This window comes from Amycolatopsis sp. NPDC088138 (assembly GCF_044741685.1).
Classification (GTDB): Bacteria; Actinomycetota; Actinomycetes; order Mycobacteriales; family Pseudonocardiaceae; genus Amycolatopsis.
In genome coordinates this window covers 450,830-471,376 of record NZ_JBIUTB010000003.1, presented here as the reverse complement: position 1 = coordinate 471,376, position 20,547 = coordinate 450,830, and the positions used below count along the sequence as shown (strand labels likewise).

General features: G+C 71.4%; 17 protein-coding genes. 5 read left to right on the top strand and 12 right to left on the bottom strand.

Going from position 1 to position 20,547, the window contains the following annotated elements; genetic code table 11:
• The first annotated feature begins 51 nt into the window (after nt 1-51).
• Nucleotides 52-1,608, top strand: a complete 1,557-nt coding sequence (guaA, locus tag ACIOD2_RS17175; protein WP_400538874.1) for a glutamine-hydrolyzing GMP synthase — start codon at nt 52-54, stop codon at nt 1,606-1,608.
• A 67-nt stretch (nt 1,609-1,675) separates the two neighbouring features.
• Here guaA and ACIOD2_RS17170 read toward each other — a convergent pair whose 3' ends face one another.
• Together ACIOD2_RS17170 and ACIOD2_RS17165 are read right to left on the bottom strand one after the other, a co-directional pair.
• Nucleotides 1,676-1,915, bottom strand: a complete 240-nt coding sequence (locus ACIOD2_RS17170; RefSeq protein WP_400538872.1) for a hypothetical protein — start codon at nt 1,913-1,915, stop codon at nt 1,676-1,678.
• Nucleotides 1,908-3,206 carry a PspC domain-containing protein gene (locus ACIOD2_RS17165; RefSeq protein ID WP_400538870.1) on the bottom strand — a complete coding sequence of 433 codons (1,299 nt, stop codon included), beginning with the start codon at nt 3,204-3,206 and terminating at the stop codon, nt 1,908-1,910. Before ACIOD2_RS17165 ends, ACIOD2_RS17170 begins: the two co-directional genes overlap by 8 nt.
• A 576-nt stretch (nt 3,207-3,782) precedes the next feature.
• Here ACIOD2_RS17165 and ACIOD2_RS17160 point away from each other — a divergent pair.
• Nucleotides 3,783-5,099: a PspC domain-containing protein gene (locus ACIOD2_RS17160; RefSeq protein WP_400540374.1), complete on the top strand. Its 1,317-nt coding sequence runs from the start codon at nt 3,783-3,785 to the stop codon at nt 5,097-5,099.
• 7 nt (nt 5,100-5,106) lie between these two features.
• Entirely contained in the window at nt 5,107-5,787 is a 681-nt protein-coding gene (locus tag ACIOD2_RS17155) for a response regulator (RefSeq protein WP_392764187.1), read from the top strand.
• Here ACIOD2_RS17155 and ACIOD2_RS17150 read toward each other — a convergent pair.
• Both ACIOD2_RS17150 and ACIOD2_RS17145 read right to left on the bottom strand, forming a co-directional pair.
• Entirely contained in the window at nt 5,745-6,308 is a 564-nt protein-coding gene (locus ACIOD2_RS17150; protein WP_400538868.1) for a hypothetical protein, read from the bottom strand. The two genes, ACIOD2_RS17155 and ACIOD2_RS17150, sit on opposite strands and share 43 nt — an antisense overlap.
• A gap of 74 nt (nt 6,309-6,382) precedes the next feature.
• Nucleotides 6,383-7,351, bottom strand: a complete 969-nt coding sequence (locus ACIOD2_RS17145; protein WP_400538866.1) for a DMT family transporter — start codon at nt 7,349-7,351, stop codon at nt 6,383-6,385.
• Between the two features lie 103 nt (nt 7,352-7,454).
• Between ACIOD2_RS17145 and ACIOD2_RS17140 the strand changes: the two genes are divergently transcribed.
• Nucleotides 7,455-8,357, top strand: a complete 903-nt coding sequence (locus ACIOD2_RS17140; protein ID WP_400538864.1) for a LysR family transcriptional regulator — start codon at nt 7,455-7,457, stop codon at nt 8,355-8,357.
• Here the strand turns inward: ACIOD2_RS17140 and ACIOD2_RS17135 are convergent.
• The 7 genes from ACIOD2_RS17135 to ACIOD2_RS17105 all read right to left on the bottom strand — a co-directional run bounded on the left by ACIOD2_RS17135 (nt 8,354) and on the right by ACIOD2_RS17105 (nt 15,290).
• Nucleotides 8,354-9,475, bottom strand: a complete 1,122-nt coding sequence (locus tag ACIOD2_RS17135) for a serine/threonine-protein kinase (protein ID WP_400538862.1) — start codon at nt 9,473-9,475, stop codon at nt 8,354-8,356. The two genes, ACIOD2_RS17140 and ACIOD2_RS17135, sit on opposite strands and share 4 nt — an antisense overlap.
• A gap of 16 nt (nt 9,476-9,491) precedes the next feature.
• Nucleotides 9,492-11,126 carry a serine/threonine-protein kinase gene (locus tag ACIOD2_RS17130; protein ID WP_400538860.1) on the bottom strand — a complete coding sequence of 545 codons (1,635 nt, stop codon included), beginning with the start codon at nt 11,124-11,126 and terminating at the stop codon, nt 9,492-9,494.
• A 215-nt stretch (nt 11,127-11,341) separates the two neighbouring features.
• Nucleotides 11,342-12,208: a hypothetical protein gene (locus ACIOD2_RS17125; RefSeq protein WP_400538858.1), complete on the bottom strand. Its 867-nt coding sequence runs from the start codon at nt 12,206-12,208 to the stop codon at nt 11,342-11,344.
• A 260-nt stretch (nt 12,209-12,468) separates the two neighbouring features.
• Complete coding sequence (locus ACIOD2_RS17120) at nt 12,469-13,692, bottom strand: hypothetical protein (protein WP_400538856.1); 1,224 nt, start codon at nt 13,690-13,692, stop codon at nt 12,469-12,471.
• Nucleotides 13,693-14,026: 334 nt separating this feature from the next.
• Nucleotides 14,027-14,341, bottom strand: coding sequence for a hypothetical protein (locus tag ACIOD2_RS17115; protein WP_400538854.1), 315 nt, complete (start codon nt 14,339-14,341; stop codon nt 14,027-14,029).
• A gap of 64 nt (nt 14,342-14,405) precedes the next feature.
• On the bottom strand, nt 14,406-14,702 hold the full coding sequence (locus ACIOD2_RS17110) for a chorismate mutase (protein ID WP_257926867.1): 297 nt from the start codon (nt 14,700-14,702) through the stop codon (nt 14,406-14,408).
• 162 nt (nt 14,703-14,864) lie between these two features.
• Nucleotides 14,865-15,290, bottom strand: a complete 426-nt coding sequence (locus ACIOD2_RS17105) for a DUF1707 domain-containing protein (RefSeq protein WP_392764212.1) — start codon at nt 15,288-15,290, stop codon at nt 14,865-14,867.
• Between the two features lie 107 nt (nt 15,291-15,397).
• On the opposite strand from ACIOD2_RS17105, the gene pcrA reads away from it, so the two are divergent.
• The gene (gene pcrA / locus ACIOD2_RS17100) at nt 15,398-17,815 is read left to right on the top strand and encodes a DNA helicase PcrA (protein WP_400538851.1); all 2,418 of its coding nucleotides are present in this window, start codon (nt 15,398-15,400) and stop codon (nt 17,813-17,815) included.
• A gap of 683 nt (nt 17,816-18,498) precedes the next feature.
• Here the strand turns inward: pcrA and ACIOD2_RS17095 are convergent.
• Nucleotides 18,499-19,179, bottom strand: a complete 681-nt coding sequence (locus ACIOD2_RS17095) for a M23 family metallopeptidase (protein WP_400538849.1) — start codon at nt 19,177-19,179, stop codon at nt 18,499-18,501.
• Nucleotides 19,180-20,547 lie beyond the last annotated feature (1,368 nt).

The following is a 20,547-nucleotide window of genomic DNA, read 5'->3' as shown; positions in this document are numbered from 1 at the left end:
GCCCACCTGGGACGATGGAGGGGAATCCCGCCGCTGCCAGGAGGTCGTCAGGTGCCCAACCCCACCGGTCCGGTTCTCGTCGTGGACTTCGGGGCGCAGTACGCGCAGCTGATCGCCCGGCGCGTCCGCGAGGCCCAGATCTACTCGGAGGTCGTGCCGCACAGCGCGTCCGTCGACGAGATCCTCGCGAAGAACCCCGCGGCGATCATCCTGTCCGGCGGCCCCTCGAGCGTGTACGCCGAAGGCGCCCCGGGCATGGACCCGAAGCTCACCGAAGCGGGCGTGCCGATCTTCGGCATCTGCTACGGCCACCAGCTGCTGGCCAGCGCGCTCGGCGGCGTCGTCGAGCCGACCGGGGTCCGCGAGTTCGGCCGCACCGAGGTCCGCATCAGCGGTGACGGCGGTGTCCTGCACGCCGGCCTGCCCGCGACCCAGCCCGCCTGGATGAGCCACAACGACAGCGTCACCAAGGCCCCCGAGGGTTCGGTCGTCACCGCGTCCTCCGACGGCGCCGTGGTCGCCGGCTTCGAAGACGTCGAGCGCCGCTTCGCCGGCGTCCAGTACCACCCGGAGGTCGCGCACTCGCCGCACGGCCAGGAGGTGCTGCGCCGCTTCCTGCACGACATCGCGGGCATCAAGCCGCAGTGGACGACGTCGTCGATCGTCGAGGAGCAGGTCCAGCGGATCACCGAGCAGGTCGGCGACGGCCGGGCGATCTGCGGCCTGTCCGGCGGTGTCGACTCCGCCGTCGCGGCCGCGCTCGTGCAGCGCGCCATCGGCGACAGGCTGACCTGCGTGTTCGTCGACCACGGCCTGTTGCGGGCGGGGGAGCGCACCCAGGTGGAGCGCGACTTCGTCGCCGCCACCGGCGTCAACCTCGTCACCGTCGACGCGCGCGACCGCTTCCTCGACGCACTCGCCGACGTCACCGACCCGGAGCAGAAGCGCAAGATCATCGGCCGCGAGTTCATCCGCGTGTTCGAGCAGGCCGAGCGCGACCTCAAGGCCGAGGGCGACTACCGCTTCCTGGTCCAGGGCACGCTCTACCCGGACGTCGTCGAGTCCGGCGGCGGCGAGGGCGCGGCCAACATCAAGAGCCACCACAACGTCGGCGGCCTGCCGGACGACCTGCAGTTCGAGCTGGTCGAGCCGCTGCGGCTGCTGTTCAAGGACGAGGTCCGCAAGGTCGGCACCGAGCTGGGCCTGCCCGAGACGATCGTGCAGCGCCAGCCGTTCCCCGGCCCCGGCCTGGGCATCCGCATCATCGGCGCGGTCAATGCCGAGCGCCTCGAGACCCTGCGCGCGGCCGACCTGATCGCCCGCGAGGAGCTGACGGCGGCCGGGCTGGACCACGAGATCTGGCAGTGCCCGGTGGTGCTGCTGGCGGACGTCCGCAGCGTCGGCGTCCAGGGTGACGGCCGCACGTACGGCCACCCGATCGTGCTGCGCCCGGTGTCGTCCGAGGACGCGATGACGGCGGACTGGACCCGCCTGCCCTACGAGGTCCTGGAGCGCATTTCCACCCGCATCACCAACGAGGTGGCGGAGGTCAACCGGGTGGTCCTGGACGTGACGTCCAAGCCGCCGGGCACCATCGAGTGGGAGTAAGGCTTTAGACGGACTCGAGGCCCCGGCGTGGGATCCGGGGCCTCGAGAGTGAGTGGCGATATTCGGTTCAGCGTCGGCGTTTGCCGCCGAACGACGCGCCCAGGAGCATCAGCCCCACGAACACCGCGCCGCCCGCGATCACCCAGCGGAAGTCGAAGTGCGGCAGCCAGCTCGCGCCGTCCGAGAGGACGTAGGCGGAGATCAGCAGGGTCGCGACCCCGACGATCAGGGTGAAGAAGTCCACGCCGCGCCGCGCGGGCGGGGCCTCTACCGGATTGTCGTAGGCGTAAGGGTTCTGGTCAGCCACGGCGCACCTCCACGTCGCCCACAGTGTTCGACACGTGCAGGGTGATCTTCTGGCCGCCGACGCCGTCGGTGCCGTAGTCCGTCCCGGTCAGCGCGTCCTGGCTGATGCCGTCCGTCGACCGGTTGAAGCACTCCGCCGTACCGGCGCCGGTACGGCAGTCGAAGGTGACGTCCGCCGTGTCCGGCACGGTGATCGTCGAGTTGCCGGCGCCGTTGACCACGTTCGTGGTGATCGGCGCACCGACCGGCATCTTGGTCAGGTCGAGGTCGATGTCGCCCGCCGCGTGCTGGTAGAGCGGCTTGACGTCGGTCGCCGCGGCGGGCGTCAGGTCGAGGTCGCCGGCGCCGCCGCGGAAGTCGAAGTTCTGGAACGGCACCGTCGTCAGGATCATCCCGACGATCGCCAGCGGCACCGCGAGCCCGATCAGGCCACGGCCGCCACGGACGAACGCGCCGGTGACCAGGCCGATCCCGACCACACCGAGCACGAGCCCGATGATGTGCTGCGCGGAGAACCAGGACACGCCGTTGAGGTTCGCGAGCACGCCGGCTCCGGCGGTCACGACGGCCAGGCCGAACGTCGCCGAGCCGACCTTCGAGCGGTGACGCGGCTCGGGCGCCTTGAACGCCTTGGGCGGCACGGGCGGCGGCGGTTCCTGATAGGACGGTGCGTCGGGCAGGTCCCAGCCGGCCGGGTCGGCGGCGAGGGGGTCCCAACCCTGCGGGGACGCCGGCGACTTCGCCTCGGCGGTCGCGGTGTCGGTCATGGTGAAGGCTCCGTTCCCGGTGAAGGCCGTGTACTGCGACCGCGGGGTGACCGGGGCCGGGCGGTTCTCGTGACCGCGGCTGCGGTGCAGCAGGTAGAGCGCGATGCCGAGCAGCGCGAAGCTGATCAGGCCGCCGCCGTCGAACCAGGAGCCGCTGAAGCTCCCCCCGACGCTCACGACGGTCAGGATCGACAGCACCACGGCGAACGCGGGCGATACCGACGAGCGGCCCCGCCCGATCAGGCCCTCGAAGCCGGAGACGTCGTCGCTCTCGCCGGGCAGGAACAGCCACCCCAGCAGGTAGAAGGTCACCCCGAAGCCGCCGAAGATCGTCGCGACGACAAGCGCCACCCGCACCACGACGGGATCAAGCCCGTACCGGTTCCCGATGGCCGCGGCCACCCCGGCGACCTTCCGCCCACCGTGCGGCCGCCGGGGCCGGCTCCCCCAAAAGTCCTTGACGGTCTCCTCGAAGCCGTTCAACGGACCCGGCTTCGGTGCCCGTGTCTCACTCGCACCACTCATAGGCCAAAGCATGCGCGACGGCGATCCCGGAGACATCCGGGAAGGACCCTGATTCTCCCCGGAGAGGGTTCCAGGGGACGCCAGACCATGGGGAGCAGTTACACGAAACAGAGCCCGGTGATCGGGGTCGGCCGCGTCGTGGCCCGCGCCGGCTGTCTCCGTGGTCGCCGTCCCCCGGCCCCCTTCGGCGGTCCCAGCGGAACGGACGCCCACCGGACAGGTCGTGAGGGGCACCTTCAGGGCTCCTGGGTCCCTGAGGGTGCCCCTCACGGCGGTTCTCGTGTCCCCGGCTGTCCCAGCGAAACGGACGCCCACCGGACAGGTCGTGAGGGGCACCCTCAGGGCTCCTAAGTCCCTGAAGGTGCCCCTCACGACATTCCTTGCGTCCCCGGTTACTCCTCGGCGGTCTCAGCGGAATGGACGCCCACCAGATAAGTCGTGAGGGGCACCCTCAGGGCTCCAAAAGCCACCCGGTCGCGCCGATCGTCATCGGCAGCGCGGAGGAACAGCCACGGCCGGACGGGCGCCGATCCACCGGATCAGGGGTTTCCCCGATGGAACCCCACGCCTGTGCGTGTGACCATGGACGGCGTGCAGGAGTCCCTCGACCAGGTTGTCGCCCCCGAGACGGTGACGCAGGCCGTCACCGTCCCGCCCTCGCCGAAGATGTTCCGGCGCCGGTCCGGGCGGGCGATCGCCGGCGTCGCCGGTGGTCTTGCCGACCACCTCGGTGTGCCCGTCGTCTGGGTGCGCACGGGGTTCGCGCTGCTGGCCGCCCTCAACGGCGCCGGCCTGCTCGCGTACGGCCTGCTCTGGGTGTTCGTCCAGCAGCAGACCGAAGAAACCGCGAAAGCCCCCACCTCGAAGGAACGCCAGCAGGCGTTCGGCCTGATCGCGCTCGGGGTCGGCCTCGCCGTGGCCAGCGGGACGCTCACCGGCTTCATCAGCGGCTGGGTCGCCGTGCCGCTCGCCGTCGCGATGATCGGTCTCGCCGTCGTCTGGCGCGAGGCCGACGAGTCGCAGCGCCGCCGCTGGCGGGTCGGCGCCAAGGACGGCTTCGCGGGCGCCTTCCTCGGCGGGGGCGGCTGGTCGGCCGCGATCCGGATCGTTGCCGGGGTCGCGCTGGTGATCACCGGCATCGGCGTCGTCGTGCTCCGCAGCGGCAGCCTCGACCAGGTCCAGTTCGCGCTGATCGCCGTCATCGCGACGCTGATCGGCGTTGCCGTCCTGACCATCCCGTTCTGGCTGCGCCTCGTCCGCGACCTGTCCGACGAGCGCAAGGCCCGCATCCGCACCGACGAACGCGCCGAAATCGCCGCGCACCTGCACGACTCGGTGCTGCAGACGCTGGCGCTGATCCAGAAGCAGAGCGAGCAGCCGCGCGAGGTCGCGCGCCTCGCCCGCAGCCAGGAACGCGAACTGCGCGGCTGGCTCTACGGCCCCAACGGCTACGGCAAGCCCGTCGAGAAGGCCGAAGAGGCGCAGACGACCGGTCAGCTCTCGGAAGCCCTCGCGACGGCGTGCGGCGAGGTCGAGGACACCTTCGCGATCTCCGTCGGCCAGGTCGTGGTCGGCGACGCCGAGCTGGACGAGTCGCTGGTCGCGCTGGTCCAGGCCGCGCGCGAGGCGATCGTCAACGCCGCGAAGCACGCCGGGGTCGAAGAGGTCAGCGTCTACGCCGAGGTCGAGCCGACGTCGGTCACGGTGTTCGTCCGCGACCGCGGCAAGGGTTTCGACCCGGACGTCGTGCCGGGCGACCGCCACGGCCTCGCCGACTCGATCCGCGGCCGCATGACCCGTCACGGCGGCACCTGCAAGCTGCGCACCGCGCCGGGTGAAGGCACCGAGGTCCAGCTCGCCATGCCGGTCAAAGCGGGCAAGGGCGCGGCGTGAGGCGGCTATGCTCGAACCCGTGACTGACACCCAGCGCGAACCGGTGAAGGTGTTCCTCGTCGACGACCACGCGCTGTTCCGCGCGGGCGTGCGCACCGAGCTCGACTCGATCACCGACGAGGTCCGCGTGGTCGGCGAGGCCGGCTCGGTCGCCGAGGCGGTGGCCGGGATCGCCCGGACCAAGCCCCAGGTCGTGCTCCTCGACGTCCACATGCCCGACGGCGGCGGCGCCGAGGTGCTGCGCCGCGTCCGCCCCGAGCTGCCGGACGTCGTGTTCCTGGCGCTCTCGGTGTCGGACGCCGCGGAGGACGTCATCGCGGTCATCCGCGCCGGCGCCCGCGGTTACGTCACGAAGACGATCTCGTCGAAGGAACTGGTCCGCGCGGTGGTCCGGGTTTCGGACGGCGACGCGGTGTTCTCCCCGCGGCTGGCCGGGTTTGTCCTGGACGCGTTCGCCGACCGCCCGGGTTCGGCCCCGATCAACGACCCCGAGCTGGACCTGCTGACGCCCCGCGAGCGCGACGTCCTGCGGCTGCTGGCCCGCGGGTACGCGTACAAGGAGATCGCGTCGGAGCTGTTCATCTCGGTGAAGACGGTCGAGACGCACGTGTCGAGCGTCCTGCGCAAGACCCAGCTGTCGAACCGCTACGAACTCTCCCGCTGGGCCTCCGACCGCCGCCTGGTCTGACGTTCTTCGGGAGCGACGGCCAGCTCCTTCCCGTGGACGAAGCTGCCCGTCACGATCTCGGAACTCGGGTGGTAGTAGCGGCGCTCGAACATCTTTCCCATGCCCGTGACCTCATGACGCGCGAAGATCTGAAGCCTGATGAAGGAATGCGGATTGTCCGACAGCAGTTGCCGGATATCCGATTTGATCCTCAGGCGGTAAGCGTTGTCGTAGTCCGCACTCGTTCGGACGCGGCGAGGAAGCAGCAGAGGCGCGTTGCCGCATTCGAGGGGAGTTCGCCGCTTGATGCTCCCTCCTTTGGCGCCGATCGGTGTCACGAGGTGGGCATCGAAGCGGAGATCCATCGCGGCCCGGCGGCTCTGGTTGATCACTTTGATGCGGAAAACAGGTGACTGGGGGTCTTCGGCGATCTCCGGCGAGATGGTCAATTTCGGTGTGAGGCGGCTGACGATCAGAATCCACACTGCCGAGGCCACGACACTGGACAAGATGCCGACCACAATGGCTTGTACCGTTTCCATCCGCACCTCGCTGCCGACCCGGTTTTGTCTGGCGGAATGTCGGGTCTGTCGGCTGCGCTGTTACGGATCGAGCCTCAGTCCGCCAGAGGAGCGAGAGGCCTGGGCGCGCGTCCGGTGGTGTCGTCACCAAGCCCATCCGCTTGGTCACCAGGCTCCGCCAAAACCCCTCGCTCCGGCTTCTGGAGGCGGGTCAGCGCGACCCCGCCGAGGACGACCAGCATGCCCGCGATCACCCGCAAGTTGAGCTGCTCACCCAGGAACACCGCGCCCAGCAGCACCGACACCACCGGCAGCAGGTACCCGACGACCGAGGCCGCCACCGCGCCTTCGCTCGCCAGCAGCTGGTAGTTCAACGCGAACGCGATCCCCGTCGAACCGATGCCGAGCACCAGCATCGCGAGCAGCGGCCCCACCGAAAAGTGCACCGGCGTGAACCCGCCCGCCGGCAGCGCCAGCAGCAGGAAGCCGCTCGCCAGCAGCATTTGCCCGGCCGAGAGCGCGTACGGCGACGTCGCCGTCCCCGACAGGTACTTGCCCTCGTAGACGAACGCGAAGCCGTAGCTCGCCGCCGCCGCGAGGCAGGCCAGCGCGCCCCAGCTCAGCAGGCCCGACGCCTGCCACGGCGCGAAGATCAGCAGGATCCCGCCGAGGCCGACGAGCAGCCCCGCCAGCCGCGTCCCGGTCATCCGCGACGTCGTCCCCATCATCGGCGCCGCGAGCAGCACCCACAGCGGCGTCGTCGAGTTCAACACGCCGGTGATGCCCGAGTCGACCGTCGTCTCGCCGATCGCGAACAGCAGGAACGGCAGCGCGTTGTGGAAGAACGCCGCGACGGTCAGGTGCCCCCACACCCGCCGGTCGCGCGGCAGTTTGGCCCGCTGCAGCTTGCACAGCAGCAGGAGCATCGCCGCGCCCAGCACCAGCCGCGCCAGGACCAGCTGCACCGGCGAGAACATCCCCAGCCCCAGCTTGATCCAGAAGAAACTCGAGCCCCACATCAGCGCCAGCGCGGCGATCCTGAGCAGGGTCTTCGTCTCGCCCACCCCAGTCCTCCTTCAACGATCATCGCCAGCTTCGCGCCCGCGAGACGTAAGGACAAGCGCAAATAACTGCAGGAACACTTAAGTCGAGCTGTACGATCGGGCCATGCTCGACGTCCGCCGCATGCAGGTCCTCCGCGCCGTGATCACCAGCGGGTCGATCACCGCCGCGGCCCGCAACCTGGGCTACACGCCGTCCGCGATCAGCCAGCAGCTCTCCGCGCTGGAACGCGAGGCGGGCACCGAACTGCTCGAACGCGTCGGGCGCGGCGTCCGGCCGACGCCGGCGGGCTCGCTGCTGTCCGAGCACGCCGAGACGCTGAGCACCGAGCTCGCGAAGGCCGAGGCCGCGCTGACCGAGCTCAAGGAGGGCCGCATCGGCCGCATCACCATCCGTTACTTCGCGACGGCGGGCGCGTCACTGGTCCCGCCCGCCATCGCCGCGGTCCGCCGCGAGCACCCCGGCGTGCGCCTCGACCTCAAGCTCGTCGAACCGCTGGACCCGCTGGCCGACGTCGAGTCGGGCGAGGCCGACGTCGCGATCACGGTCTTCCCGCGCAAGACCCCGCCCGGCAAGGGTGTCGAGCTGGTTCACCTGCTCGACGACCCGTACCGCGCGGTCCTGCCGAAGACGCACCCGCTGGCGCGCAAGCGCGTGCTCGACCTGACCGAGTTCGCCGAGGAGCCGTGGGTCGGCGTCGACGGCATGCCCGGCATCTGCCGCGACATCTTGCTCGGCGCGTGCGCGCAGGCCGGGTTCGCGCCGAACGTCGTCGTCGAGTCCGAGGACTACCAGACGGCGCAGGGGTTCATCGCGGCCGGCATCGGCGTCGGGCTGATCCCGGAGCTCGGGCTCGGCTCGCAGCACCCCGGCGTGATCGTCCGCAAGATCCGCCACCCGGAACCGATCCGGGCGATCCACGCCGCCGTCGCGACGCGCGCCTGGGGGCACCCGGCCGTCCGCACGCTGCTCGAAGCGATGCGCGCGGCGACCGCGAAAGTGGCTTAGACGAAGAACAGTTCCGACACGAGGATGCCGACCAGCACGGCCGCGAGGATCGCGGCCACGGTGATCAGCGTCTTCTTCGACACCGGCAGGTTCCACTCGTCCGCGGCCTTCTGCGGCTGGGGAGCCGGCGGCGGGATGTACTGCGTCGCCTGCTGGCCCGGCGCGGCCACCGGCTGCATCCGCTGCGTCTCCTCCGCCGAGGAAAAACCGGGTGCGGGCGTGGTGAGCGGGATCTGCTGCTGGTACTGCGGTCCCGACGGCGGCAGCGGCGGTGCCGCGGGCGTGTGCGCCGGGTTGAACGGCGGCGTCGGCGGGGGCGGAGGTGGCGGCATCCCGGGTGCGGTCGGCGGGATGAACGCCGTCTCCCGGCCCTCGGTGATCGCGCCCAGCGCCCGGACCGTGTCCGCCATCGTCGGCCGGGTGGTCGGGTCCGCGCGCAGCATCTTGCGCAGCGCGGCGGTGAGCACACCGGCGTTCTGCGCCGGACGCTCCGAAGACTGCCCGTCGTCGCCGAACGGCGGCACGCCCTCCACCGAGGTGTAGAGCGTCGCGCCGAGGGAGAAGACGTCCGCGGGCGGCGACGGCGGCAGGCCGCGTGCCACCTCGGGCGCCACGTACGCCGGGCTCGGCCCGCCGCCGCTGATGCCGATGTCGGTGAGCTTGACGCCGCCGTCGTCGGCCAGCAGCACGGTGCCCGGCTCGAGCGTGCGGTGCACGAACCCGGCCGCGTGGATCGCGGTGAGCGCGTTCCCGAGCTGGATCCCCAGCGCCGCCGCCTGGTCGGGGGTGAGCCGGCCGTGCTCGGCGAGGAACGTCGCCATGCTGCGCGACGGGATGTACTCCATCACCAGCCAGACGTCCTGGCCCTCGGGCAGCACGTCGAACACCTTGATGGCGGACGCGTGCTCGATCCGGGCCGCGTCCTTGCCCTCCTGCATGGCGGCCGCGCGCGCCTGCTCGGCCCGGTCACCGGCGCCGACGGGCAGGTACATCCGCTTCATCGCGACGGTGCGGAACAGCCGCGTGTCGAACGCCAGCCACACGATCCCGGCGCGGCCGCGGCCGATCGGCTGGTCCAGCCGGAACCGGCCGCCGACGATGGTGCCTTCGGAACTCAAATCTGACCTCTGAGCATCAAGGGTTGGTTCCGCCCGTGGTCTCCGGCGGACTCGACTCAACCGACGACGAAGTCGGCGTTGTCGGCGTCGTCGTCTTTGGTGTCGTCGACTTGGGCGTAGTGGTTTGCTCCGGCTGTGTCTGCCGTTGTGTTGTCGTCCGCTTCGACGAAGTGGTCGGCTCGTCGGTGCTCGATGGCAGCGTCACCGTGTCCGTCGGCTCCTCGGTCGTCGACGGCAGCGACTCCGACGTCGCGGCCGGTGTCGGCCGGTTGCTCGAGATCGGGGTCGCCGGCGCCTCCGGGTTGTTCGGGCTCAGCAGCCAGACGCCCAGCGCGACCAGGCCGATGACCACGATGCCGCCGATGATCGCCGGGCGCTTCCAGGCGCCGGGCTTCTCGTCGTCGTCCGGGGGCGGGCTCGCCTGCGGCCGCTGCCGCGGCGGGGGCGGCGGGGCCGGCTCGTCTTCGTAGTCGTCGTAGTCGTCCGCGTACGGGTCCTGCTGGGCGTGCGGGGGCACCGGCACCGCGCGGGTCGCGGCGAGCCCGGGAGGCACACCGCCGGACTCGTACGGGTGATCGTCCTCCGGGTAGCGCGTGTACCCGCGGTCGTAGTCGTCCTCGGGGTAGCCCGTGCCCTCGGCGTAGTCGTCCTCGTCGTAGTACGGGACGGCCTGCGTCGGCGCCGCGTCGCCCATGAGCGTGCCCGAGTGGCCCGCGGGGATCTCGTCGAACATCTGGGTCGCGCCGGGGTCGGCCAGCGCGGCCGCGCCCAGCACACCGGCCGCGGGGGCCAGCATGGTCTCCTCGGCCGGCCCGCCGAGCGGCAGCTCGCCCCGCGCGACGGCGGCGAGCAGCTCCTCGCACTCCTCGGCGGTCGGCCGGTGCTCGGTGTCCGGGTGCAGCAGCACGGCCAGGACGCTCGCCAGCGGCCCGGACTGGCGCGGCGGGTTGATCTGCCCGGCGGCGACGGCGTGCAGCAGGCTCAGCGTGTTCTCGGACAGGCCGAACGGCGGCTGGCCCTCGCACGCGGCGTACAGCGTGGACCCGAGGGAGAACACGTCGGACTCCGGACCGGGATCACCGCCGATGGCGACTTCGGGGGCCAGGTAGGCGGGGGTGCCGGCGATCATCCCGGTCTTGGTGACCGTGACGTCGTCCTTGGCGCGGGAGATGCCGAAGTCGGTGATCTTCACCGTGCCGTTGCCGCCGAGCAGGATGTTGCCCGGCTTGATGTCGCGGTGCACGATGCCGACCGCGTGGGCCTCGCGCAGCGCCGCGGCGACCTGGGCGCCGATGCGCGCCACCTCGACCGGCGGCAGCGTGCGGCGTTCCTGCAGGACGGCCGCCAGGCTGGTGGAGTTGAGGTACTCCATGATCAGGCACGGCTGGCCGTTGTCGTCGGTGACGACGTCGAAGACGGAGATGGCGTTCGGGTGGTGCAGCCGCGCCGCGATCCGGCCCTCGCGCATCGTGCGCTGCCGGGCGTCCTCGGCGTCGTGCTCGTCCAGGTGCGGCTGGAGCAGGAGCTGCTTGATGGCCACGGTGCGGCCCAGGATCTCGTCGTGCGCCTGCCAGACGGCCCCCATCGCGCCCGTGCCGATCCGGCCGACGATGCGGTACCGACCGGCGACCAGACGACCCTCGTCGCTCACGCGACCTCCCTTTGGGCTCCGTCTTCACCAGGGCGTGAGGATTGGTTCCTGGTGACGCGGCCACGAGCACGCCGCTTCGCTGGAGCGTATGCACATGTCGTGGGCTGTGTGCCGGCATTTCCGAGACCGACGCGTGACAAGGCTAGGCGCTCACTCTGCGCACACGAATCCGGTACAGGCACTTGAACCACGGGTGAAGGAGTGATCGCCCTGGGCTACATGTACTGGGCGGAGACGAGCTCGGCCTCGGTGATCAAACCGCCGGTGTCCGCGACCCGGAACAGCTGGGTCACGCGCACCAGGGCGCCGTCCGGCCGGTGGAGCGTGGCGACGGCCAGGATCGAGCCGTCCGGCTTGATCTGGGTGTCCGCTTCCTGGACGTCGATCGCGTCCATCGCGCTCCACGTGCGGACCAGCTCACCGGCGGCGCCGTCGGCCAGCGTCGGGCTGAGCAGGGCCAGCGCGCCGTCCGAGTTCCGGGCGATCGCGGCGTAGAAGTTCTTGACGGCCTGGATCTTCCGGGTCGCGCTGCGCGGGTCCGCGGCCGCGTCCGGCACCGCGTCCGACGTCTTGGGCGCGGCCTGCGGCTGCGGGCTGCCACCGGACGTCGACTCCTGGGCCGACGGGGCACCGCCGGAGTGCGTGGTGCCCTGGGTGACCGGGCCGGGCTGCTCCGGCGTCCCGCCACCGGCCTGGCGCTGCGGGACGGCGAGGCCGCCGAGCTCCGCGGCGCCGTTGAACCCGGCGGGCGTGGACTGGCCGTCGGCGGACACGGCGCGGTGTGCGCTGGTCAGCATGGGTGCGGCGATCACGGCACCGGCGACGAGCGCGCCGGCGGCGAGGAGCCCGGCCAGCTTGGCGCGCCGGACGAACCGGCTCTCCGGCTCGCCCAGGTCGTCGGCCTGTTCGGCCTCGCGATCCGGTTCCGGGCGCGGTGGCAGGAACTTCTGCGGATCGCGGAAGACCTGCTCGAGATAGTCCCGGTCGGCGTCACCGACGCCGTCGAGAATCTCGGCAGGGATCACGTCCTCGACGCGGACGGCGTTGGGTACCTCACGCCGTGTGCGCTGCCGATCAAGCACGAAAGTCCTCGCTCTGGGGTTCCGGGGACGACCACTCGGCCGTTCGGCCGGGTGCCCGTTGGTCCGGATGGCCGACTCGTGGCCGGATCCGGACCCGCTGTCGTTAGGTAACCCTGCACGGACGGCAATCGCCAGGCTCTGTCGCCGGAATGCCTCCGCCATACGACGAGCGGCAGCTTATGTCACCCACCCGGACCAGGGCTAACCGCTCGGCGCACCGCACGTGCATCGGAACGGGCGAACCGCACGTGCAGGCTCGGTCACTGACCGTCGCTGGTGATCTTGTCGCCGTCCCCGAACGTCAGCGTGCGCTGTTCGATCGTCTTGGTCCCGTCATCGTGCGTGATCTCGACGGTGTTCACCGTGACACCGCGCTGCTGGTCGATGCTGACCTTCTTGACCTCGAAGTAGGCGATGCCGGCGTACCGCTCGGCGAGCGCCCGCGGCCCCTGGTCGTGCAGCTCGCCGGTGGTGACCGACGAGGCCGTGCCGGGGTCGGTCGTGACCGTGTTGAAGAACTTCTCCGAGTTGTCGCCCAGGGTCTGGACGTCGGGCGGAAAGGAGTACCACCACGGCGCTTTCACGGGGTTTTCGCGCTCGGCCGAGGTGACCGGCGGCTTCTGCGGCGCCCGGCTGATCGTGGCCGGGTCGTCGGTGGTCGCCGGCCCCGAAGTGCTGCCCGGTGGCGGCGGCGGGGGCGTGCCGTCGACCGGCCCGGCGCCGCCGCCGTCGGTCGGGTCGCTCGTCGCGCTCGCGTCGTCCGGCTGCCGGGTGCTGTCCGGGCTCCCCGCGGACCCGCCGGGCCGGGAGGTCGGCTGGTGCTGGTCGTCGTTCGCGGGGTCGTCCACCGTCGGGGCGCCCTGGTAACCGGGCCACGCGCCCTGCACGGCCTCGTCCATCGGCGGCTTGCCGACCAGGAAGGACCCGGCGAACAGCAGCCCGACGACCACGGCGCCGGACGCGCCGGTGGCGAACCACGCCGCCTTGCGCCAGGTCTTCGGCGGGGTCACCGACGCGGGCACCGAGCCGATCGGGAAGCCGCCGAGCCCGTCGATGGCGTCGATCGGCGGGGCGGCGTAGATGCGGACGTCGTCCTCGTCGGGCTCGACGCAGCGCGGTTTCGGGCTGGCGAGCGAGACCCGCGTGCGCCGGGCGGCCTGGTCGGCGCGCGACTCGGTGTCGGGCATCGAGACCGGGCCCGGCTCGCCGAAGTCGGGGCCGTCGTCCAGTGGCAGGTGGCCCTGGGTGGCGGGGAAGAGCGCGGGCCGCCGGTCACGCGGCTGGGGCAGCAGCGGCCGGCTGGGCTGGGGGAGCGGGAGCGAGCCGGACACCGGCACGTCGATCGGCGCCGTGTCCTCCGCGCAGTGGCGCACCGGGCGGTACGGCGGCGCCGGCGGCGTCCAGCCGTCCGTGACGCCCTGCCGGTGCCGTCCGGGGTGCGCGGGGGCGGTGCCGCGGCCGTGGAACTCCGTGCCGTTGCTCATGCGGACTCGACCACCCGCCGGTCCGGTCCTGACGCCGCGCGGCTCCCGGTCAACCCGAACGGAGCACCCTCACGCGCGGAATCCTGTTCGGAATCCTGCGCAGATGCACGCGCATGCGAGAATGGACGCGCGGGGCCAGTGCCCCCGCGCGCCTTCCGGGCGTCGCCCGACCCAGGCGCAAGGGTCCTCACGGCCCCAACATTAGGAGCATCCGGCGTAGAAAGTCGCCCCCAAACCTGCAAGTTGCAGAGGTTTCACTCGGTCGGGCGCGACCGAAAGGGGGAAGCTGACCCTACGCGTTTTCACGCAGCGCGATCACCACAGCTCAGGGCATTCAGCTGCCGGTGCGGTAGCGATCCCGGGTCGACTGCAGCGCCTTCGTGGCCACCACGCCGCTACCGCCAGCGACGAGGATCGCGACGATGTCGAGCGGCGTTCCCCCGAGCGTGAGCAACCAGGCGAACAGCGATGCCGCAGTGGTACCGCCGGCAATCGCCCACCGGCTGCGGACGTACTGCGCGACCGGAGCACCACCGGCGCGCTTACCCGCCGCATTGTTCAGCATCGCCAGATAACCCACATGGCCCAGCGCGGCCAGCACGCTCGCGAGCGCGACGATGACGGCGATGAGGTTCACGAGCCAGTCCATGACCACAGTCTGCCCGTACCGGGGCCGCCGGTGCCTCGGGGAAGACCCCGAATTCGGCCAACCGTTACCGGCCGAGCCGCCCGCGGCCCAGGTTCAGCAGCGCCATGGCCAGCTGACGGCCGTCGGGACCCAGTTCGCGGTAGCGCGCGAGGACGTCCATCTCGCGGTTGTAGACGATGCGCGTGCCGCCGGCGGCCATCCGCGCGGCGCCGATCGTCTTGGAGACCTCGACCCGGCGTTTCACCAGCCGAAGGATCTCCTTGTCGAGCCAGTCGATCTCCTGCCGCAGTGACGCGATGTCGTCACCGGCGGGGGTGTGCTCGGCGGGCTGGCCGTCGGCGTTCGTCGCTTGTGCGTTCATCGGGACCTCTTCCTTGAAGCCCGGATCCGGCCCCAGGGACGGCGACAGCCCCGGGTCCGTGGACTCCGGGGCTGGCGTGATGGCGGGTTCGGGCACTACGCGATCACGGGAGCCGGAGTCCGGGTCCCGTAGAAAAATCGCTCTGCGTAGCGCCGCATGACCTCAGTATGGCACAGCCGTCCGGGCGCGTTCCCGGGCCGAGCGGACCCCCGCATGAACGAAGAGGCTCACCGCGAGCCAGAACATCGGGAAGGCCGGCCAGAAGAACCCGGCGCCCAGCACGGCCCACCGGACGATCGCCACGACCGCGATGGCGACCACCACGGCGAGGTGCAGCCGCAGCGCGGGGTGACGGCGCAGCGCCGCCCGGGACAGCGGGAAACCGGGCCACTGCGGCACCGGCCGCGGCAGGTCCGCGGTGAGTGCGGTCAGCTCGTCGGTGAACTTCGCGGCGTAGACGTGGGTGAGGCGCTCTTCGACCTCGTCGAGGGTGAGCCGGCCTTCGGTGCCGGCGGACTGGACAGCGGTGGCGACGCGCTCGCGATCGGCGTCGGCGGCCCGGAGGCGGGCGGGGTGGATGTCTTCCATGCAGCCGATGCTCCGCGCGGCGGGCCCCCGGCGCGTCGGGCGCCAGGCGACATCTCCCGCTACGCCTGACGCGGTAGCCCACCCGCCCGGGGTAGCGTGGACAGACGATGGACACCCTCTTCGATCTCCCCGCCGAGACCCCCGCGCGCAAGCCCGCTTCCGGCGGGCAGGCCGATCTGCTCGAGGACCTCAACCCCGCCCAGCGCGAAGCCGTCACCCACGCCGGTGGCCCGCTGCTGGTGGTCGCGGGTGCAGGATCGGGCAAGACCCGGGTGCTGACCCGCCGGATCGCCTACCTGCTCGGGCAACGCCGCGTGCACCCGGGCGAAATCATGGCGATCACGTTCACCAACAAGGCCGCCGCCGAGATGCGCGACCGCGTCGCCGCGCTCGTCGGGCGCCGCGCGAACGCCATGTGGGTCTCGACGTTCCACTCGATGTGCGTGCGGATCCTGCGCCGTGAAGCCAAGACGCTGGACATGTCGTCGAGTTTCTCCATCTACGACTCGGACGACACCAAGCGGCTCATCACGCTCGTCGCGCGGGACCTCGACATCGACCCGAAGCGCTACGCCGCCCGCACCCTCGCCATCCACATCTCGAACCTGAAGAACGAGCTCGTCGACGCCGACGAGGCGGCGGCCAACGCGGGCAACGACCTCGAGCGCCGCGTCGCCGAGGTCTACGCCGAGTACCAGCGGCGGCTGAACCAGGCCAACGCCTTCGACTTCGACGACCTCATCATGCGCACGGTCTCGCTGCTGCAGGCGTTCCCGGCCGTCGCCGAGTACTACCGGCGCCGCTTCCGCCACGTGCTGGTCGACGAGTACCAGGACACGAACCACGCGCAGTACACCCTGGTCCGAGAGCTGGCCGGGACCGCGCCGAACGAGTCGGGCGTCGAGCCGGCCGAGCTGGTCGTAGTCGGTGACGCGGACCAGTCGATCTACGCCTTCCGCGGCGCGACGATCCGCAACATCGAGGAGTTCGAGCGGGACTTCCCGAACGCGCACACCATCCTGCTGGAGCAGAACTACCGCTCCACGCAGACGATCCTGTCCGCGGCCAACGCCGTCATCGAGCGGAACCCGAACCGCCGGGCGAAGCGGCTGTGGACCGATTCGGGCGACGGCGAGAAGATCGTCGGCTACGTCTCGGACAACGACCACGACGAGGCCGCGTTCGTCGCGAACGAGATCGACGCGCTGGCGGAGAAGGGCGAAGCCGACTACTCCGACGTCGCCGTCTTCTACCGCACCAACAACCAGTCCCGCGTCTTCGAAGAGATCTTCATCCGGCTCGGCCTGCCGTACAAGGTCGTCGGCGGCGTGCGGTTCTACGAGCGGCGCGAAGTCCGTGACATGGTCGCTTACCTGCGCGTTCTGGCGAACCCGGAGGACACGGTCAGCCTGCGGCGCGTGCTGAACGTGCCCAAGCGCGGCATCGGCGACCGCGCCGAAGCCGTCGTGGCGACCCACGCCGAGCGCGAGCGGATCTCGTTCGCCCAGGCGCTGCGGGACGCCGCCGAGGACAAGGTGCCGCTGCTGAACCCGCGCTCGGTCAAGGCGATCGGCGGGTTCGTCGCGATGCTGGACGAGCTCGGCGACCTGATCACGTCCGGGGCCGAGGTGCACGACGTCCTCGAAGCCGTGCTGGACAAGACCGGCTACCGCGTCGAGCTCGAGGAGTCGGACGACCCGCAGGACGCGACCCGCGTGGAGAACCTGACCGAGCTCGTCACGGTGGCCCGTGAGTTCACCGAGATCACCGCCGAGATCGTCGCGGACGAGAACGCCGAGCTGGTCGTGGACGAGGGCGTCCCGGCGCCGGGTTCGCTGCCCGCGTTCCTGGAGCGCGTGTCGCTGGTCGCGGACGCCGACTCGGTGCCTTCTCCCGACGGTGGCGAGGAAGGCGACGGCGGAGCGGGCGTGGTCACGCTGATGACCGTGCACACCGCGAAGGGCCTGGAGTACCCGGTCGTGTTCTGCACCGGCTGGGAGGACGGCGTCTTCCCGCACATGCGTGCGCTGGGCGACCCGACCGAGCTGGCCGAGGAACGGCGGCTCGCCTACGTCGCGATCACCCGGGCCCGCAAGCGATTGTACGTCTCGCGCGCGATCACGCGGTCGGCGTGGGGACAGCCGTCGATGAACCCGGCTTCGCGGTTCCTGGACGAGCTGCCGCCGGACCTCGTCGACTGGCGGCGGCTGGAGCCGTCCAGCCGTGGCTTCGGCTCGTTCGGCAGCGGCTCGCGCGGCACGCCGCGGGCGGCGACCACCTGGGGCGGCCGGTCTTCGTCGGCGCCTTCGTCCTCCCCCGGCGTGAGTTCCTTCGGCAAGGGCTGGAAGGACACGGTGGCGCTGAAGCTGGACGTCGGCGACCGCGTCAGCCACGACAAGTACGGCCTGGGCACGGTCGTCTCGTGCGACGGCGTCGGCCCGCGCGCGACGGCGACGATCGACTTCGGCGCGGCCGGCAAGGTCCGGCTGATGCTGATCGGCAGCGTCCCGATGGTGAAGCTCTAACACTCTTACGGGTGATCCCGGCGGCGATCTCGGCGATCGCCGCCGGAATCGTCGTACCCCACCGGTAGAACTGACCCCGTAATCGAACACGAGTTCGACGGAGGGGGAGCCTGGTGTGGACGCGGTTCTGTTTGGCCTGTTGGCCGAAGGGGTACAAAATTACTTGCGAGGAGTCCTGGGGACGACGGTTCCGGATCGGGGTCGGGAGCCTTCGGGGGCTTCAGGAATTCCTTCGCGTGCGGGAGCGGAGGCGTGCCGGCTGGCCGCCGCCTGGCGAGCGCTGCTCAGGCAGCACGAACTGGGCGCGGACGGGCACTGTGTCACCTGCGGCCGGGGACGCCGCTGGACGACCAGGGCCCGGAGGGCCGCGCGTGTCCGCTCCGCGAAGACCACGGTGGCGTGGGGCTGGTGGCCGGTGCGAAGACCGGCGGAGCTCTGCACGGTCTGGCAGGTCGCGGTGGCGTACTTCATCCGCCGTCTGCCGGGAGGCCATCGGTAGGCGGTTCCGGGCGCTGAAAAGCTTGCTGGCGGGCTTGGCGGCGCCGTGGGTGGTCCGGACCACCTCGCGTGGCCAGGAGCGGCCTCAGGCGGTTTCCCTGCCGAGGCTCGCTTCGGTGGCTCTCACCACCTCGGCCGCGCGGCTGCTGTGCAGCTCTCGCGCGGCCGTGAAGGGGTCGGATTCCTCAGATGACGATGCCGCGCGCGGCCAGCCAGGGCCGGGGGTCGATCTTCTTCGTGCCGTTCTGCCAGACCTCGAAGTGCAGGTGCGGGCCGGTGCTCTGGCCGCGGTTGCCGATCTCGGCGATCTGCTCGCCGCACTTGACCTTCTGGCCCTCCTTGACGGAGAAGCTGTTCATGTGGCCGTAGACCTGGATCGTGCCGTCCTGGAGCTGGACCCGGACCCACAGGCCGAAACCGCTGGCCGGGCCGGCCTCGATCACGGTGCCGTCGGAGGCGGCGTAGATCGGGGTGCCGATCGCGTTGGCGATGTCGATGCCGAGGTGGCTCGTGCCCCACCGGGCACCGAAGCCCGAGGTGAAGGTGCCGTGCGCGGGCAGGCAGGTCTTGGGGCGAGCGGCTTCTTCGGCGGCCTTCTTGGCGGCGTCGGCTTCACGCTGCTCGCGGGCCTGCGTGATCGAGGCGCTGTCGGCGAGCTTCGCGGCTTCGGCGGAAGCGTCGACGGTGTGGCCGGTGGGCAGGAGCTCGGGGGCGCCCCCGGAGCCCGCACCTCCCGCGGTGAGCGACGCGCTGGCGTCCTGGCTGTTGGCCAGGGGCGTCACGGCGGTGTCCGAGTCGGTGACCGTCTTGAGGGTCGAGCCCGCGGCGGCGGCCGCAAACGCACCAGCCGCCACAGCGGCGACCACGACACGGCCACGGAGGGCCGAGGAGGGCGGGGCGATGCGGTGCGCACCCCGGACACGAACGACCGCACCTTGCAGTGCGTCCTTCAATGCCGGGGAAGGAGCTTGGCCGCCGGGGGAGCGGTGTGAAGCCAAGACAGGGCCTTCCATCGTCGGGGAGCCGGGCCTAGGACCGCGGGCGGGGGAACCCGGTGAGCCAACCTCGGGGGTGGTTTGCTCGGTGTCCTACTTCGTGACCTGACTGTAATGGGGACCGGGGGACAGTAACGAAGGGGCACCGCTGTAAGCAAGATGTGCCCCGTCCGTCGGCCGATCGGGTGGCTTCGATCTTGCGTCCACCTGTGGCAATTACGCAAAGTTAGAGGGGGTTTACGGCGTTCGGTGTGACCTGGCTTACAGCGTTCGCGGCCGCCCGGAGGTCACCGAGCCGTCCGCGGCCCCGGTGCACCCGGAATAAGGATTTGCGGGGTGGCGTTGAACGCCGCTCGACGACTCGAGCCCCGGCGACGCCTCCCAAACGGTCCGGACTTGCTAGGTTCGCGGGCAATGCCCCCACGCTCAGAGCCCCCAGCCGGGAGCGCCCCCGCCTCCCCGGGCACCCCCCGAACCCCGGCCCCCGGCAACCGCACGCGCCCCGACGCGAGCCCAGCCCCATCGGCCGACTCCACCCCAGAGCCGCCGACGGTGGGTTTCCCGGCCGCCCCGCCGACGCCGGACGCCGTGGAGACCCCCGCACTCGGTCTCAAGGCCGCAAGCGGACCCCCACAGCCGGCCGGCCGCGGACAGGCCACCCCCTCGGCGCCGGAATCCCCCGAGGCACCTCGGCGCCGCACGGCAGCCGCGGAACAGGCCGGTTCGACTCCGGCACCGGAGCCCAGTGGCCGGCGCCGCCCAGCATCGAATTCCGCAACGGCATCCGCAGGGCAAGCCACCGCCGCGTCGGAGTCCTCACAGGAGTCTCCGCGCCGGTCGGCGGCTTCTGCGCGGTCAGCTGCTTCCGCGTCGGAGCCCACGCAGGAGTCTCCGCAGCGCTCGGCGCCCCCTGCACGGCCGTCCGCCTCCACGTCGGAGTCCCCGCAGAAGTCTCCGCGCCGCTCGGCGGCTTCTGTACAGCCAGCCACCTCCGCTTCGGAGTCCGCACAGGAGTCTCCGCGTCGCTCGGCGGCTTCTGCACGGCCAGCTGCCTCTGCGTCGGAGTCCGCACAGGAACCCCCGCACCGCCCAGCCGCCTCCGCATCGGCGGCGGAGTCCGGTGCGGCATCTGGGCGCCGCCCGGCGTCTGACTCTGCGGTGGCATCCGCGCCGCAGTCCGCCTCCGCTTCGGCGGCGGCGGCGGATTCGGCGGAGACCCCCGCGCTGGGTCTTGCTGCC